Genomic DNA, 14,406 nt, shown 5'->3' with positions numbered 1-14,406 from the left:
CGCCTGGCGCCGACGACACCAGCACCAAGCCCGCCAAAGCCACTACCAGCGACGACACCAGCAACCAGCGCCCAATCACGAACTACAGCTGGAGTACTAACCGGGATTGCCACTCACGAGAACCTGACCCAGCCCCAACAGGTGCTCCGTCGCCCCGCCTCCGCTGAACTCCAGGCGCTTCGCGGCGGCGAAGTAGCGGTGTACGGGATGCTCCACATCAATGCCGACACCGCCGTGCAGGTGCACCGCAGTGTGCGCGACGCGGTGTCCGGCCTCTGCGGCCCAGAACTTCGCGGTGGACACGTCAGCGGCGGCGGGAAGGCCTTCGGAGAGCTTCCAGGCTGCTTGCCACAGCGTCAGCCGTACGGCTTCGACGTCGATGTACGCGTCGGCGAGTCGGTGTCGGACGGCTTGGAAGCTGCCCAGCACCTTGTCGAACTGCTTGCGCTCACGCGTGTACGCAGCTGTCAGTTCGAGCGCGCGCTCCAACACACCCAACTGTTGTGCGCAAGCGCCGAGAGCGCCGCGAAGGCGCAACTGTTCACCGACATCGCCGAGGGCGATTCCGGGGGTGTCGTACAGCGTCACCAAAGCAGCGTCGGCATGGTCAGTGGTGGACTGCGCTTCGATAGAGACACCAACGGCGTCCTTCTCGACGATGTACACGCCGTCGTTGGCTTCGACGAGTAAGGCGTCTGCGAAAGCTGCGAAGGGGACCGCGGTCTGCATACCGGTGAGGCGTCCGTCTGAAGCGACGAACGAGCCGCCCAGCGCGACGGAGAGGACAGCTTTGCCGCGCGAAACCGGCAGCAGCCATCGCTCAGCCAGCATGGGGTCGGTGAGGACCGAACCAGCCTGGACCACAGACGACAGATAGGGGACCGGAGCGACCGCGCGGCCGATCTCGATCAGGACAGAACACTGTTCCAGCAGCCCGAAACCACCGCCGCCGACTGTCGACGGCAGGGCGGCGTCGAGGACTCCGGAGCGGGCCATGGTAGTCCACAATGGAGCATCGAAACCGCCGGATCCGTGCGGGCCCAGCGATTCCGCGGTGACCTGATCGGTCAGGATGCGCCGGGTCAGTGCGGAGAGGTCGGTTTGTGCTTCGGTGAGAGAGAAGTCCACCGGGAGAACTCCTAACGCGTCACGGGCTGGCCGAGGGCGGTGGCGGCGACGATGTCGCGCTGCACCTCGTTGGTGCCGCCGCCGAAAGTGAGGATCAACGCCGAACGGTGCAGCCGTTCCAGCCGTCCCGCGAGCACCGCGCCGGGGGAGCCATCGCGCACCACGGCGGCCGCGCCGACCACCTCCATCAGCAGCCGGTACGCCTCGATCGCCATCTCGGTGCCGTAGATCTTGGTCGCCGACGCTTCGGCCGGTCCGAGTTCGCTGGCTGCGGCGGCCCAGGCGATTTTCCAGTTCCGCAGCTTCAGATACTCGGCGTAGGCGTGCACGCGCGCGAGATGCGTCCGGACCCACTCGCGGTCGGTCAGCGACTCCTCGCTAGCCCATTCCGCGACGTCGGCCAGCGCCTTCCGCACCGGCGCGGCGGAGGTCAGCGCGACGCGTTCGTGGTTGAGCTGGTTGGTGATCAGCGGCCAGCCCGCGTTCTCCTCCGCGACCCGCGACGTGACCGGCACCCGGATGTCGTCGTAGTACGTCGCGCTGGTCCCGGGGCCGGCGACGGTGTGCACCTTCGTCCAGGAGAACCCCGGGGCGGAGGTCGGCACGATGAGGATCGACAGGCCCTTGTGCTTGCGCGCCTCCGGATCGGTGCGCGCGGCGAGCCACACGTAGTCGGCGTACTCGATCAGGCTGGTCCACATTTTCTGGCCGTTGACCACGTATTCGTCGCCGTCGCGGGTCGCCCGCGTGCGCAGCGAGGCGAGGTCCGTGCCCGCGCCCGGTTCGGAGTAGCCGATCGCGAAATGCAGTTCGCCCGCGGCGATCTTCGGCAGGTAGAACGCCTTCTGGTCCGGGGTGCCGAACCGCATGATCGTCGGGCCGATCGTGTTCACCGTCAGGAACGGCACCGGCACCCCGGCGACCGCCGCCTCGTCGGTGAAGATCAGCTGGTCGAGCATGCTGCGGTCCTGGCCGCCGTACTCGCGCGGCCAGCCGAGCGCGAGCCAGCCGTCCTTGCCGAGCTGCCGCACGATTTCCTTGTACGCCAAGCCGTCGCCGTACTCGCCGCCGGGCGCGGCGAGGCTTTCCCGCCGCGCCGGCGTCATCAGTTCGGCGAAGTACTCCCGCAGCTCAGCGGCCAGTTCCCGCTGCTGCGGCGTGTAGTCGATCCGCACCCGTCACCTCCACCCCGCCGGTCTCGTTGTGGTGTCGTACCGGGCCCCGGCGGTAAGCTAGAACCTGTTCTAGTTGTACCAGGAGTGGCGGACGGGAGGAAGCATGGAGGTCAGTGTCGACCGGTCGCTGTGCGAGGCGAACGCGGTCTGCGTGGGGTTCGCGCCGGAGGTGTTCGATCTCGACGACGACGAGAACCTGGTGATCGGACCGGTTCCCGAGGAAGAAGTAGAACGTGTTTCGCAAGCGGTGACGAACTGCCCAAAGAACGCCCTGTTCAAGACCGGTTAATCGGGACTTGCTCAATACGAGAACAGATTCTAGTCTGTGCTGCGTCAGGCAGGCTTCGACGAGGAGGCTCGCGGGTGGAACCGACCGCAGGGAACACGCACGGCGACCGGGCTGGGGCTTCTTCGGCGACGCTCGAAGGCAAGGTCGCTGTCGTCACCGGGGCCGGAGCGGGGCTCGGCCGGGCCGAGGCGCTCGCGCTGGCCCGCGAAGGCGCGTCCGTCGTGGTCAACGACATCGGCGAGGCGAAAGACGTCGTAGCCGAGATCGAACAGCGAGGCGGCAAAGCGCTCGCGGTGGCCGGGGACGTCTCGGCGGCTGAAACCGCGAAGGAGCTGCTGTCGGCCGCGGTGGACCACTTCGGCAGCCTCGACATCGTCGTGAACAACGCGGGCGTGCTCCGCGACCGGATGCTGTTCTCGATGTCCGACGAGGACTGGGACAAAGTCATCGCGGTGCACCTGCGCGGGCATTTCCTGCTGTCCCGCAACGCCGCCGCGTACTGGCGCGATCGCTCCAAAATGGAGGGACAGCCGGTGTACGGCAGGCTCGTGAACACCGCGTCCGAGGCGTTCCTGGTCGGTTCGCCGGGCCAGCCCAACTACTCGGCGGCCAAAGCGGGCATCGCGGCGCTCACCATCTCCGCGGCGCGCGGGCTGGCGAAATACGGCGTGCGCGCCAACACGATCTGCCCGCGCGCCCGCACCGCGATGACCGCGGATGTCTTCGGCGAAGCCCCCGAGGACGGGCTCGATCCGCTGTCGGTAGAGCATGTTGCTCCGTTTGTCGCATTCCTCGCCTCGCCGGAGGCGGACTCGATCAACGGTCAGGTTTTCGTCGTGCACGGCGGCATGGTCGCCTTGCTGAAGCCGCCGTCGGTGGAGGAGCGGTTCGACACCGCGAACGGCGCCTGGACCGCGGGCGAACTCGCCGAAAAGGTCGGCGCGCATTTCGCCGATCGCGACCCGGAGCGGATGTTCGCCGCGACCGAGCTGCTTTCGCTGCCCTGAACCCGGAGGACGCATGACTGAGCACCGGCTGTCCGGCAAGGTCGCCCTCATCACCGGCGCGGCCCGCGGACAGGGCGCGGCCGCCGCGCGAGCGTTCGTCGCGCAGGGCGCGAAGGTGGTGATCGCCGACGTCCTCGACGACGAAGGCGAAGCGCTCGCCGCGGAACTCGGCGAAGCGGCGGTGTTCTGCCATCTCGACGTGAGCGACGAGGACGGCTGGACCGCCGCGGTCGAGACCACGGCGGCCGCGTTCGGGCCGCCGACGGTGCTGGTCAACAACGCCGGGGTGCTGTACTTTTCGGAACTCGCGAAGACGCCGCTGGCCGAATACGAACGCGTCGTGCGGATCAACCAGATCGGGGCGTTTCTCGGCATGCGCTCGGTCGTTGAACCCATGGCCGGGGCCGGCGGCGGCTCCATCGTCAACGTGTCCTCTGTGGAGGGTCTGGCCGGGATGCCGTTCCTCGTCGCCTACACCGCGACCAAGTTCGCGATCCGCGGGATGACCAAGGTCGCCGCGCTGGAGCTGGGCGCGCGCGGGATCCGGGTCAACTCGGTGCATCCGGGCATGATCGACACGAAAATGGTGTCCGACGCGGCGGGCGCGGAAGTGGACGTGTCCTGGGTGGGCAAGAAGGTCGCGCTCGGCCGGGTGGGCCGCGCCGACGAGATCGCGCCGCTGCTGGTGTTCCTCGGCAGCGACGAGAGTTCCTACTGCACCGGGGGCGAGTTCGTCGCCGACGGCGGGGCGACCGCCACGCACGCGCTGAAATTGTGACGGGCAGCCGGGGCTGCTGCGCCTAGGGTGACGGCTGGGGGCCGAAGGGACGGCAGTGAACACCGCTAACCGAAATCGGCGGGCGGGGATGGGCAAGACTCGGGGGTGACTACTGGGAGGTGCGGTGGGCGGAAGCGGCTCGGTCACTCTCCCGGGCACCGCGGCGCTGACCCAGGTCGGCAGGCTCGCCACGCTGTCCTGGGAGGTCCTGCGGGCGATCTTCAAACGCCCGTTCCAGTTCCGCGAATGGATCCAGCAGTGCTGGTTCTTCGCGAGCGTGACCATTCTGCCGACGGCGCTGGTCGCGATCCCGTTCGGCGCGGTCATCGCGCTGCAGCTCGGATCCCTGACCACGCAGATCGGCGCGCAGTCGTTCACCGGGGCGGCCAGCGCGCTCGCCATCGTGCAGCAGGCGAGCCCGCTGATCACCGCGCTGCTGGTGGCCGGAGCGGGCGGCAGCGCGGTCTGCGCTGACATCGGCGCGCGCAAGATCCGGGAAGAGATCGACGCGATGGAAGTGCTCGGCGTCAACCCGGTGCAGCGCATCGTGGTGCCGAGGGTGCTCGCCGCGATCGTGGTGGCGGTGCTGCTCAACGGCCTGGTCAGCGTGGTCGGCGTGCTCGGCGGCTACTTCTTCAACGTGGTCCTGCAAGGCGGCACGCCCGGCGCGTACCTGGCCAGCTTCAACGCCCTCGCGCAGGTGCCGGACCTCTGGGTCAGCGAGATCAAGGCGTTCCTGTACGGCTTCGTCGCGGGCGTGGTCGCGGCGTTCCGCGGGCTGAACCCGGCGGGCGGGCCGAAGGGCGTCGGCGACGCGGTGAACCAGGCGGTGGTGATCACTTTCCTGCTGCTGTTCCTGATCAACGTCGTGCTGACCGCCGTGTACCTCAAAGTCGTGCCCCCGAAGGCGTTGTGACATGACGGCCGAACCGATCGAGCAGACGCGCGCGTCCGACCGGACGCTGGAGATCATCGCGCGTCCCGGCGCGAGTCTCGAAGGACTCGGGAAACAGCTGTCGTTCTACGGCCGGGCGCTCGCCTGGTCGCCGCGCACGATCCGCCGCTACGGCCGCGAAACCACGCGGCTGCTCACCGAAGTCTGCTTCGGCACCGGCGGCCTCGCGGTGATCGGCGGCACGCTCGGCGTGATGATCGGCATGACGCTGTTCACCGGCCTCATCGTGGGCTTGCAGGGGTATTCGGCGCTGAACCAGCTCGGCACCGCCGCGCTCACCGGGTTCATTTCCGCCTACTTCAACACCCGCGAGGTGGCTCCGCTGTCGGCCGGGCTCGCGCTGTCGGCGACCGTCGGCTGCGGGTTCACCGCCCAGCTCGGCGCGATGCGGATCTCCGAGGAGATCGACGCGCTCGAAGTGATGGCCGTGCCGAGCATGCCGTACCTGGTCACCACGCGCGTGCTCGCCGGGGTCACCGCGGTGATCCCGCTGTACGCGGTGGGCCTGCTGTCCTCGTATCTCGCGTCGCGGCAGATCACCATCTGGCTCTACGGCCAGTCGGCGGGCACGTACGACCATTACTTCACGCTGTTCCTCCCGCCGGAGGACGTGCTGTGGTCGTTCGCCAAGGTGATCGTGTTCAGCGTGCTGGTGATCCTTTCCCATTGCTACTACGGCTATACCGCGTCCGGCGGACCGGCCGGGGTGGGCATCGCGGTGGGCCGCGCGGTGCGCACGTCGATCGTGCTGATCTCGGTGCTGGACTTCTTCCTGAGCCTCGCGATCTGGGGCGCGAACACGACAGTGCGGATATCCGGATGAGTACCCGCCGAGAGGTGCGCAAACGGCTCCAGTACCAGCTGCTGGGGCTGGTCTTCCTGGTCGTGGCGGCGTTGTTCTTCACCACCACGATCGCCGCCTACCGCAAGGTGTTCACGCCGGTGACGCTCGTGAAGCTGGAGACCGACCACGTCGGCAGCCAGCTGCGCGTCGGCGGCGACGTGAAGGTGCGCGGCATGCTCGTCGGCGAGATCCGCGACGTGCGGCCGGTCGGCGACCACGCGGAGCTGGAACTGGCGCTGCAGCCGGACAAGACCGACGTGATCCCGTCGAACGTTTCGGCGCGGCTGCTGCCGAAGACCCTGTTCGGCGAACGGTACGTCGCGCTCCAGCTGCCCGAGCAGGCGCAGCGGCCGATCAAGGCGGGCGACGTCATCCCGCAGGACCGCAGCAGCACCGCGATCGAGCTGGAGCAGGTGCTCAACCACGTCATGCCGCTGTTGCGGGCGGTGCAGCCGGAAAAGCTTTCCAGCACGCTCAACGCCGTGTCGACCGCGCTGGACGGACGCGGCAAGAAGCTCGGCGAGACGCTGACCCAGCTGTCGGACTACCTCGGCAAGCTCAACCCGTCGCTGCCCGATCTGAAAGCCGACATCACCGGGCTGGCCACCGTTTCCGGCATCTACGACAAGGCCGCGCCGGACGCGTTGCAGGCGCTGTCGGACCTCACCACGACGACGCAGACCATCGTGGAGAAACAGCGCGGCCTGACCGATCTGTACTCCTCGGTCACCGGCACCGCCACCGACCTGACGCGCTTCCTGGAAGTCAACAAGGACAACATCATCCGCCTCACCACCGCCGTGCAGCCCACGCTCGACGTGCTCGCGAAGTACGCGCCGGAATACCCGTGCCTGTTCAAGCAGCTGGCCGGGACGGTGCCGAACGCGGAGCTGGCGTTCGGCAAGGGCACCGCGCATCCGGAGGTCAGCCGCGTGACGATCGAGTTCTCGGCGAGCCGCGGCAAGTACCTGCCCGGCGTCGACGAGCCGAAGTACGACGACAAACGCGGCCCGCGCTGCTATCCGCAGGTGCCCAAACCCGGGCACTGGCCGCAGTATCCGCCGGACGGCGCGGTGCGGGACGGGACGACCAAGCCCGCGCCGCCGCACAATCCGGACGGCACGCTGCCCGGCGACTTCACCAACGGCCCGCTGCCCGGCGGGTCCGGGTCGACCGGCGGCGCGCCGAGCATCGTCGGGTCGGCCGACGAGCAGAAACTGCTCGACCTGCTCGCCTCGCCGACGCTGAACACCACGCCGGACAACGTGCCGGGCTGGTCGTCGCTGCTGGTCGGACCGCTGTACCGCGGGGCGGAGGTGGAGCTGAAATGAGGTCGTTCGTTCCCGCGCTGGTCAAGATCGGCATCTTCGCCGTGGTCACCGTGCTGCTGACCGGGGTGCTCGCCACCACGATCGCGAACACGAACTTCGGCGACACCGCGTCCTACGTCGCGAAGTTCACCGACGCGTCCGGCCTGCAAGCAGGCGACGACGTGCGGATCTCCGGCGTGAAGGTCGGGCAGGTCGAGACGATCGGGGTCGACCAGGGCGAGCAGAACTACGCCGAGGTGCGGTTCCTCGTCGAGTCCGCGTACCGGCTGCCCTCGCTGGCCACCGCGACCATCAAGTACCGCAACCTCGTCGGCCAGCGCTACCTCTCGCTCGGCACCGACGTCAGCGGCGGCGACACGCTGTCTCCCGGCGACACCATCCCGCCGGAGCGCACGAAACCGGCGCTGAACCTGACCGTGCTGTTCAACGGGTTCAAGCCGCTGTTCAAGGCGCTGGACCCGAAAGAGGTCAACCAGCTCTCCGCCGAGATCGTGCAGGTGTTCCAGGGCGAGGGCGGCACGATCACCAGCCTGCTGTCGCACACCGCGTCGATCACGACGGCGATCGCGGGCAAGGACAAGGTGATCGGGCAGGTCATCGACAATCTCAACCAGGTGCTCGGCACGGTCAACGCGCGCGGGCCGCAGCTGGGCGACCTCGTCGACCAGACGCAGCGGCTGGTGAGCGGGCTGGCCGAGCAGCGCAAGCCGATCGGCGACGCGGTGGGCGCGCTCGGCGACCTGACGAACGCGACCGCCGGGCTGCTCGCCGACGCCCGTCCCGCGGTGCAGCAGGACGTGACCCAGCTCGGGAAGCTGGCGAACAACCTCAACGACGCGCAGCCGCTCGTCGAGCATCTGCTGCAAGTGCTGCCGGGCAACCTGGAGAAGTTCACCCGGACCCTGAGCTACGGCAGCTGGTTCAACTACTACCTGTGCGGGATCGAAGGCACCATCGGCATCTCCTCGCTGGACGTGACGCTGCCGATCGTGCCGGTCCCCGGCACCGAACGCGCGCCGAGGTGTGGCCCGTGAAACGACTGAAGGACCGGAACCAGGCGAGCGTCGGCGCGGTGACGCTGGTGCTCATCGTGCTGGTGACCGCGGTGACGTATTTTTCCGACAGCATCCCGATGTTCGGCAACGGCACCACCTACACCGCGGCGTTCGCCGAGTCCGCCGGGCTCGCGCCGGACAACGAGGTCCAGGTGGCCGGCGTCAAGGTCGGGCAGGTGACGTCGGTGGAACTGGGGCACAAGCAGGTGCTCGTGAAGTTCCGGGTGAAGGGCGTGCGGGTCGGCGACGCGTCCACGGCGTCGATCGAGATCAAGACGCTGCTGGGGGAGAAGTATCTCGCGCTGGACACGAAGGGCGGCGGGACGCAGACGCCCGGCGACACGATTCCGGTGCAGCGCACGCGGACGCCGTTCCAGTTGCAGGACGCGTTCAACCAGCTGTCGACCACGGTCGGCGACATCGACACCCAGCAGCTGGCGCAGAGCTTCACCGCGCTGTCGGATTCCCTCAAGGACAGTCCGAAGTACTTGAAGGACACGTTGTCCGGGCTGTCGGCGTTGTCCAAGACGGTGTCCTCGCGCGACGCCGATCTGCACGCGCTGCTGTCCAACACGAGCAAGATCTCGAAGACCTTGTCCGACCGGAACGCCCAGCTGCAGCAGGTGATCAGCGACGGCAACCTGCTGCTCACCGAACTGCGGCAGCGCCGCGAGCAGATCAGCACGCTGCTCAAGGGCACGCAGGAGATCTCGAAGCAGCTGTCCGGGCTGGTCGCGGACAACCGCACGCAGATCGGGCCGACGCTCGCCGCGCTCGGGAAGGTGACCGACGTGTTGCAGCGCAATCAGGGCAACCTCGACCGGAGCCTGCAGCTGATGGCCCCGTTCGCCCGGGTCGGCGCGAACGCGACCGGCAACGGGCGCTGGTTCGAGGGGTATCTGTGCGGGTTGCTGCCGCCGACGATCACCGCGGGCGGGCTGTCGATCAACCCGGAGGGCTGTACGCCGCCGATCTCCGCGCCTGATCAGGGGGTGGGCGGACGATGACTGTCGAAACTCGCGCAGGGCGCAATGTGGTCACCTGGCTTGGGTTTGCTTGTGTAGCAGCGCTTTTGCTGACCGCGGGCATCTACCTGGTCCTGCGCGACACCGGCGGAACGAAGATCTCGGCGTACTTCGGGAAGACCGTCGGCCTGTACGCCGGTTCCTCCGTGCGCGTGCTGGGTGTCGCGGTCGGCGAGGTCACGGCGGTGACGCCGGAGGGCCAGGCGGTGCGCGTGGACATGAAGGTCAACGACGATGTCCCGATCCCGAAAGACGTCGGCGCGGTGGTCGTTTCGCCGAGCCTGGTGAGCGACCGGTACGTCCAGCTGACGCCGTCGTACGACAGCGGCCCGACGCTCGCGAGCGGAACCGTGCTGGCGCGCGACAAAACCGCGACGCCGGTGGAACTGGACGACCTCTACGCGAGCCTCGACAAGCTGTCCACCGCGCTCGGGCCCAACGGGGCCAACAAAAACGGCGCGTTCTCCGACCTGCTGGACACCGCCGCGGCCAACCTCAAGGGCAACGGCAAGGACCTGAACTCGACCGTCAGCAGGCTCGCCGAACTGGCAGGCACGCTCGACGATTCGAAGGACGACCTGTTCTCCACGGTGAAGAACCTGAACTCCTTCACCTCCGCGCTGTCCCAAAGCGACAGCCAGCTGAACGAGTTCTACCAGCGGCTCGCGGACGTCAGCGGCTTCCTCGCCGACGATTCGCACGACGTCGGGGCCGCGCTCGATTCGCTGTCCACGTCGCTGCAGGACGTGAAACAGTTCGTGGCGGACAACAAGAACGGGCTTTCGTCCAATGTGGCCAAACTGGCGTCGCTGACGAAGGTGCTGGTGGACCAGCGGGCCGCGCTCGCCGAGGTGCTCGACATCGCGCCGACCGGGGCGACGAACTTCATCAACACCTACGACGCGGCGTCCGGCACGATCGCGGTGCGCGACAACCTGAACGAGATCACCAACCCGCCGATCCTCACCGTCTGCCGGCTGATCAGCGCGGGCACGCCGAAGCCGCTGCCGGACGCGCTCGGCACTATCTGCAAGAAGCTCGCGCCGGTGCTCGACGGCACGCTCAAGCTGCCGTCCATCCCGCAGGCGCTGAACTCGCTGCAGAACGGCCAGCTGCCCCCGTTGCCGCTGCCGCTGTCGGACGTGCTGACGCAGAAACCCGGAGGTGGCAAGTGAAACGCCTCCGGAAACGGCTGGCGGGCGTGCTCGCCGGGGTGCTGGTGCTCGCCGGGTGCAGCGACGGCGGGTTCAACGGGCTGTACTCGACGCCGTTGCCCGGCGGCCCGGACATCGGCGACCACCCGTACCACGTCACCGCGTTGTTCACCGACGTGCTGGACCTGGTGCCGCAGGCGAACGTGAAGGTGAACGACGTCGCGGTCGGCCGGATCGACCGGATCGCGCTCACCCCGGACACCCGGTCCGCGCTCGTGTCGATGACGGTGAACGGCGACGTCCGGCTGCCCGCCAACGCGCGTGCCGAACTGCGCCAGTCCAGTCTGCTCGGCGAGAAGTTCGTCCAGCTGAGCGCGCCGACCGCGGAGAAGCCGTCCGGCAAGCTCGCCGACGGGGCGCGGATCCCGCTCGGGCGCACGAACCGCAATCCGGAGATCGAAGAGGTGCTGGGCGCGTTGTCGCTGCTGCTCAACGGCGGCGGCGTCGACCAGCTGCAGAACATCAGCCACGAACTCAACGACGCGCTGTCGGGCAACGAACCGCAGATGCGCGCGCTGCTGTCCCGGGTGGACGAACTCGCCACCCAGCTCGACGGGCACAAGGGCGAGATCCTGCGCGCGATCGACGGCCTGGACAAGCTGTCCGCCACGCTCGCCGGGCAGAAGCAGAACCTCGCCACCGCGCTGGACAAACTCGCGCCGGGATTGAAGATCGTCGCCGACCAGCGCGACCAGCTGGTGGGGATGCTGAACGCGCTGAACAAGCTGTCCGGCGTCGCGGTCGACACGGTGAACCGCAGCCGCGACCAGCTCGTCGCGAACCTCAAGGCGCTGGAGCCGACGCTGCGCCAGCTCAGCGCGGCGGGCCAGGACCTGCCGAACGCGCTGCGGATCCTGCTGACCTACCCGTTCCCGGACTACGCGGGCAACGTGATCAAGGGCGACTACGCGAACGTCGACGCGCGGATCAACCTCGATCTCGACAAGCTGGTGCAGAACTTCACGAATTCGTCGCAGCCGCCGTTCCAGCTGCCGACGCCTTCGACGTCCGGCGCTCCGCCCGCCGCGGGGCAAGGGATGCCGCAGTTGCCGTTGCCGCTGCCGAACACGCCGGCCACGGGCGGAGCGAAACCCGGCTACGGCGGGGTACTGGGCGGCTTGCTCGGCGGTCTGGTGGGAGGCGGCTGATGAACACGCGCAAGGTTCGGATCCAGCTGCTGGTGTTCTTCGCGATCGCCGTCGTTTCGGTGGCCTACGCGGGCGGGCACTACGCCGGTCTCGACCGGATTTTCGGCAACCGGGGTTACCACGTGACGCTCAAATTGGCCGACTCCGGCGGGGTTTTCGTGAACTCCGAGGTCGCTTACCGGGGCGTGACAGTCGGCCGGGTCGGGGCCATGACGCTCACCCCGCAGGGCATCGACGTCCGGCTCGACATCGACTCCGGCGGCCCGGACATCCCGTCCGCGCTGCACGCGCAGGTCGCGAACCGGTCGGCGGTGGGGGAGCAGTTCGTGGACCTGCTTCCGGACCGCGAATCCGGGCCGTACCTGGCGGACGGCGCGGTGATCGCGCAGGATCGCACGTCGCTGCCCGCGACGCCGGATTCGGTGCTGACGCATCTCGACGGCCTGGTCGCGAGCGTTCATCCGGAATCGCTGAAGACCGTGGTGGACGAGACGTACGACGCGTTCGCCGGGTCGGGGCCGCAGCTGCGGAAACTGCTGGACAGCACCAGCTCCCTCACCGCGACGGCCGCCCAGTACGTGCCGGACACGCAGGGGTTGCTGGCGAATTCCCGCACGGTTTTCGCGACGCAGGAGCGGCAGGCGCAGAACATCACGGCGTTCGCGTCCGGGCTGAAGACGATCGCCGGGCAGCTGAAGTCGTCGGATCCGGCTGTGCGCAAGGTGATCGACGAGGCTCCGCAGCTGAGCCGGCAGATCAGCGACGTGCTGGCCACGTCCGGGACCGACCTCGGGGTGCTGTTCGCGAACTCGCTCACCACCGCGCAGGTCACCTCGATGCGCAAGGACGCGATCGAGGAACTGCTGGTGGCCTACCCGGTGATCTCGGCGTTCTCGCCGACGACCTCGCCGGACGGCACCGGGCATCTGGGCGTGGTGTTCAACTTCTTCGACCCGCATTCGTGCACGAAGGGGTACGAGGGGACGAAACAGCGTCCGGCCAACGACACGAGCGACGCGCCGGTCAACATGAACGCTTACTGTGCGGAGCCGCCGGGCAGCCCGACTGAGGTGCGCGGTGCGCAGAACGCGCCGTACGCGGGGAAGCCGCCCGCGATTCCGGCCGCGCCCCAGGCTTCCGCGCCTTCGGACCAGGGTTCGCAGCAGCAGCTGCCGGGTCTGCTTGGCCAGCTGACCGCGCCGCTGAAGGGCGGGCTCGGGGCGTTGCTGGGCGGTTCGTGATGGCTGACTCGGCCGAAGTTTCCCGGCCGCCCTTCCTGAGCGGACGGGTGCTGACCGTGCTGGCCGCTGTCGCGTTGCTGGCCGCCGCGTGGTTCGGCTGGTCGTGGTGGAGCGCGGCGCAGGACGACAGCCTCGCCCGCGGCCGCGCCCGGGACGCCGTGCTGGCCGCCGCGAGCACGGAACTGGTCACGCTCAACACGATCGACTACCGCACGAGCGCGGTCGACGTGGACCGCTGGATCGCCGCGACGACCGGGCAGTACGGCAAAGACCTCTCCGGCGACCGGCAACTGCAGATCGACCGCGCCAAACGCACCAGAACCGTGTCGACGGCTTCCCTGGTGCAGGCCGCGGTCACCGACCTGAACCCTTCGGCGGGAACGGCACGGCTGATCGCGGTCCTGAACGTCCGCGTGAGCACCGGCGACGGCGCGCCCTCGGCGAAACAGGCGCGCTTGGCCGTGGACTTCGCACGAGACGGCGACACGTGGAAGATCGGCGGCGTCCAGGCGGTGGGCTCGTGAACCGGCGGACGATCGCCGCGGGGGTGGCCGCGGTCGCGCTGGCGTGCGCGGTGTGGTTCGGGGTGCAGGCGTCGCTGCTGCACCCCGAGGACGACGAGGCGATGGTCGACCCCGTGGCGACCTCGCAGGTCACCGACCAGGTGAGCGCTGCGGTGAAGGCGGTTTTTTCCTACGACTACGCGAACCTGGACCGCACCGCGCGCGCCGCGGCCGACGTCCTGACTGGTTCGGCGGTGGGGCAGTACCAAAGCCAGTTCGCCGCGGCCCGTCAACGCGCGGCGAACGAAAAGCTCGTCCGGACAACCACAGTGCGCGCGATCGGAGTCCGCTCATTGCACGGCGACGACGCGAGCCTGCTGCTTTTCCTGGACCAGCAAACGATTCTGCCCGGCGGTGGCGCGCCTCAGTCGTCTGTCGGGCAGTTGTCGGTGACCGCGCATCGCACCGATGGGCAGTGGAAGATCACCGCGCTGGATCCGCTGTAGCCCTCCGGCCGAGCAGTGCGCCGACCTCGCGCGCGAGGGCCACCGAAGCCTCGATCTCGACCTTGCGGATGGACACGCTCTCCACGAGGAAGCCGAACGGCATGCCGAGCTTGCGGCAGAAGGCGGCCAGTTCGCGGGCGCTCGCCGCACGGCGACGACGCGAGCCTGCTGCTTTTCCTGGACCAGCAAATGATTCTGCCCGGCGGT

At 68.5% G+C, this 14,406-nt stretch carries 16 protein-coding genes; 13 read left to right on the top strand and 3 right to left on the bottom strand.

Going from position 1 to position 14,406, the window contains the following annotated elements:
- Positions 1-96 precede the first annotated feature (96 nt).
- On the bottom strand, positions 97-1,128 hold the full coding sequence (locus BM362_RS45205) for an acyl-CoA dehydrogenase family protein (protein WP_093577319.1): 1,032 nt from the start codon (positions 1,126-1,128) through the stop codon (positions 97-99).
- Between the two features lie 11 nt (positions 1,129-1,139).
- Positions 1,140-2,303, bottom strand: coding sequence for an acyl-CoA dehydrogenase family protein (locus tag BM362_RS45200; protein ID WP_093577318.1), 1,164 nt, complete (start codon positions 2,301-2,303; stop codon positions 1,140-1,142).
- Positions 2,304-2,406: 103 nt separating this feature from the next.
- Between BM362_RS45200 and BM362_RS45195 the strand changes: the two genes are divergently transcribed.
- From BM362_RS45195 to BM362_RS45135, 13 genes are all read left to right on the top strand, one after another.
- The gene (locus BM362_RS45195) at positions 2,407-2,592 is read left to right on the top strand and encodes a ferredoxin (protein ID WP_067593585.1); all 186 of its coding nucleotides are present in this window, start codon (positions 2,407-2,409) and stop codon (positions 2,590-2,592) included.
- A gap of 74 nt (positions 2,593-2,666) precedes the next feature.
- Positions 2,667-3,599, top strand: a complete 933-nt coding sequence (locus BM362_RS45190) for a 3-oxoacyl-ACP reductase (protein ID WP_067593588.1) — start codon at positions 2,667-2,669, stop codon at positions 3,597-3,599.
- A gap of 13 nt (positions 3,600-3,612) precedes the next feature.
- Positions 3,613-4,377: a glucose 1-dehydrogenase gene (locus BM362_RS45185; protein WP_067593591.1), complete on the top strand. Its 765-nt coding sequence runs from the start codon at positions 3,613-3,615 to the stop codon at positions 4,375-4,377.
- A gap of 124 nt (positions 4,378-4,501) precedes the next feature.
- Positions 4,502-5,293: an MlaE family ABC transporter permease gene (locus tag BM362_RS45180; protein ID WP_067593594.1), complete on the top strand. Its 792-nt coding sequence runs from the start codon at positions 4,502-4,504 to the stop codon at positions 5,291-5,293.
- Between the two features lies 1 nt (position 5,294).
- On the top strand, positions 5,295-6,155 hold the full coding sequence (locus tag BM362_RS45175) for an MlaE family ABC transporter permease (RefSeq protein WP_009075203.1): 861 nt from the start codon (positions 5,295-5,297) through the stop codon (positions 6,153-6,155).
- Positions 6,152-7,507 (top strand): MCE family protein, encoded by a 1,356-nt coding sequence (locus BM362_RS45170; RefSeq protein ID WP_067593598.1) that lies wholly within the window; start codon positions 6,152-6,154, stop codon positions 7,505-7,507. Before BM362_RS45175 ends, BM362_RS45170 begins: the two co-directional genes overlap by 4 nt.
- The gene (locus BM362_RS45165) at positions 7,504-8,541 is read left to right on the top strand and encodes an MCE family protein (RefSeq protein ID WP_067593601.1); all 1,038 of its coding nucleotides are present in this window, start codon (positions 7,504-7,506) and stop codon (positions 8,539-8,541) included. Before BM362_RS45170 ends, BM362_RS45165 begins: the two co-directional genes overlap by 4 nt.
- Complete coding sequence (locus BM362_RS45160) at positions 8,538-9,569, top strand: MlaD family protein (protein ID WP_067593651.1); 1,032 nt, start codon at positions 8,538-8,540, stop codon at positions 9,567-9,569. The genes BM362_RS45165 and BM362_RS45160 overlap by 4 nt, the downstream gene beginning before the upstream one ends.
- Positions 9,566-10,762 carry an MCE family protein gene (locus tag BM362_RS45155; RefSeq protein ID WP_093577316.1) on the top strand — a complete coding sequence of 399 codons (1,197 nt, stop codon included), beginning with the start codon at positions 9,566-9,568 and terminating at the stop codon, positions 10,760-10,762. The genes BM362_RS45160 and BM362_RS45155 overlap by 4 nt, the downstream gene beginning before the upstream one ends.
- Positions 10,759-11,949, top strand: a complete 1,191-nt coding sequence (locus BM362_RS45150; protein ID WP_093577315.1) for an MCE family protein — start codon at positions 10,759-10,761, stop codon at positions 11,947-11,949. The genes BM362_RS45155 and BM362_RS45150 overlap by 4 nt, the downstream gene beginning before the upstream one ends.
- Entirely contained in the window at positions 11,949-13,190 is a 1,242-nt protein-coding gene (locus BM362_RS45145) for an MCE family protein (protein ID WP_093577314.1), read from the top strand. The genes BM362_RS45150 and BM362_RS45145 overlap by 1 nt, the downstream gene beginning before the upstream one ends.
- Complete coding sequence (locus tag BM362_RS45140; protein WP_425285781.1) at positions 13,190-13,714, top strand: hypothetical protein; 525 nt, start codon at positions 13,190-13,192, stop codon at positions 13,712-13,714. The genes BM362_RS45145 and BM362_RS45140 overlap by 1 nt, the downstream gene beginning before the upstream one ends.
- Entirely contained in the window at positions 13,711-14,199 is a 489-nt protein-coding gene (locus tag BM362_RS45135) for a hypothetical protein (protein ID WP_232792000.1), read from the top strand. The genes BM362_RS45140 and BM362_RS45135 overlap by 4 nt, the downstream gene beginning before the upstream one ends.
- Here the strand turns inward: BM362_RS45135 and BM362_RS50180 are convergent.
- The gene (locus tag BM362_RS50180) at positions 14,177-14,302 is read right to left on the bottom strand and encodes a hypothetical protein (protein WP_280142778.1); all 126 of its coding nucleotides are present in this window, start codon (positions 14,300-14,302) and stop codon (positions 14,177-14,179) included. The genes BM362_RS45135 and BM362_RS50180 overlap by 23 nt on opposite strands.
- Positions 14,303-14,406: the final 104 nt, after the last annotated feature.

The organism is Amycolatopsis rubida, from assembly GCF_900115345.1.
Classification (GTDB): Bacteria; Actinomycetota; Actinomycetes; order Mycobacteriales; family Pseudonocardiaceae; genus Amycolatopsis; species Amycolatopsis rubida.
This window is presented reverse-complemented; position numbering and strand designations above follow the sequence as displayed.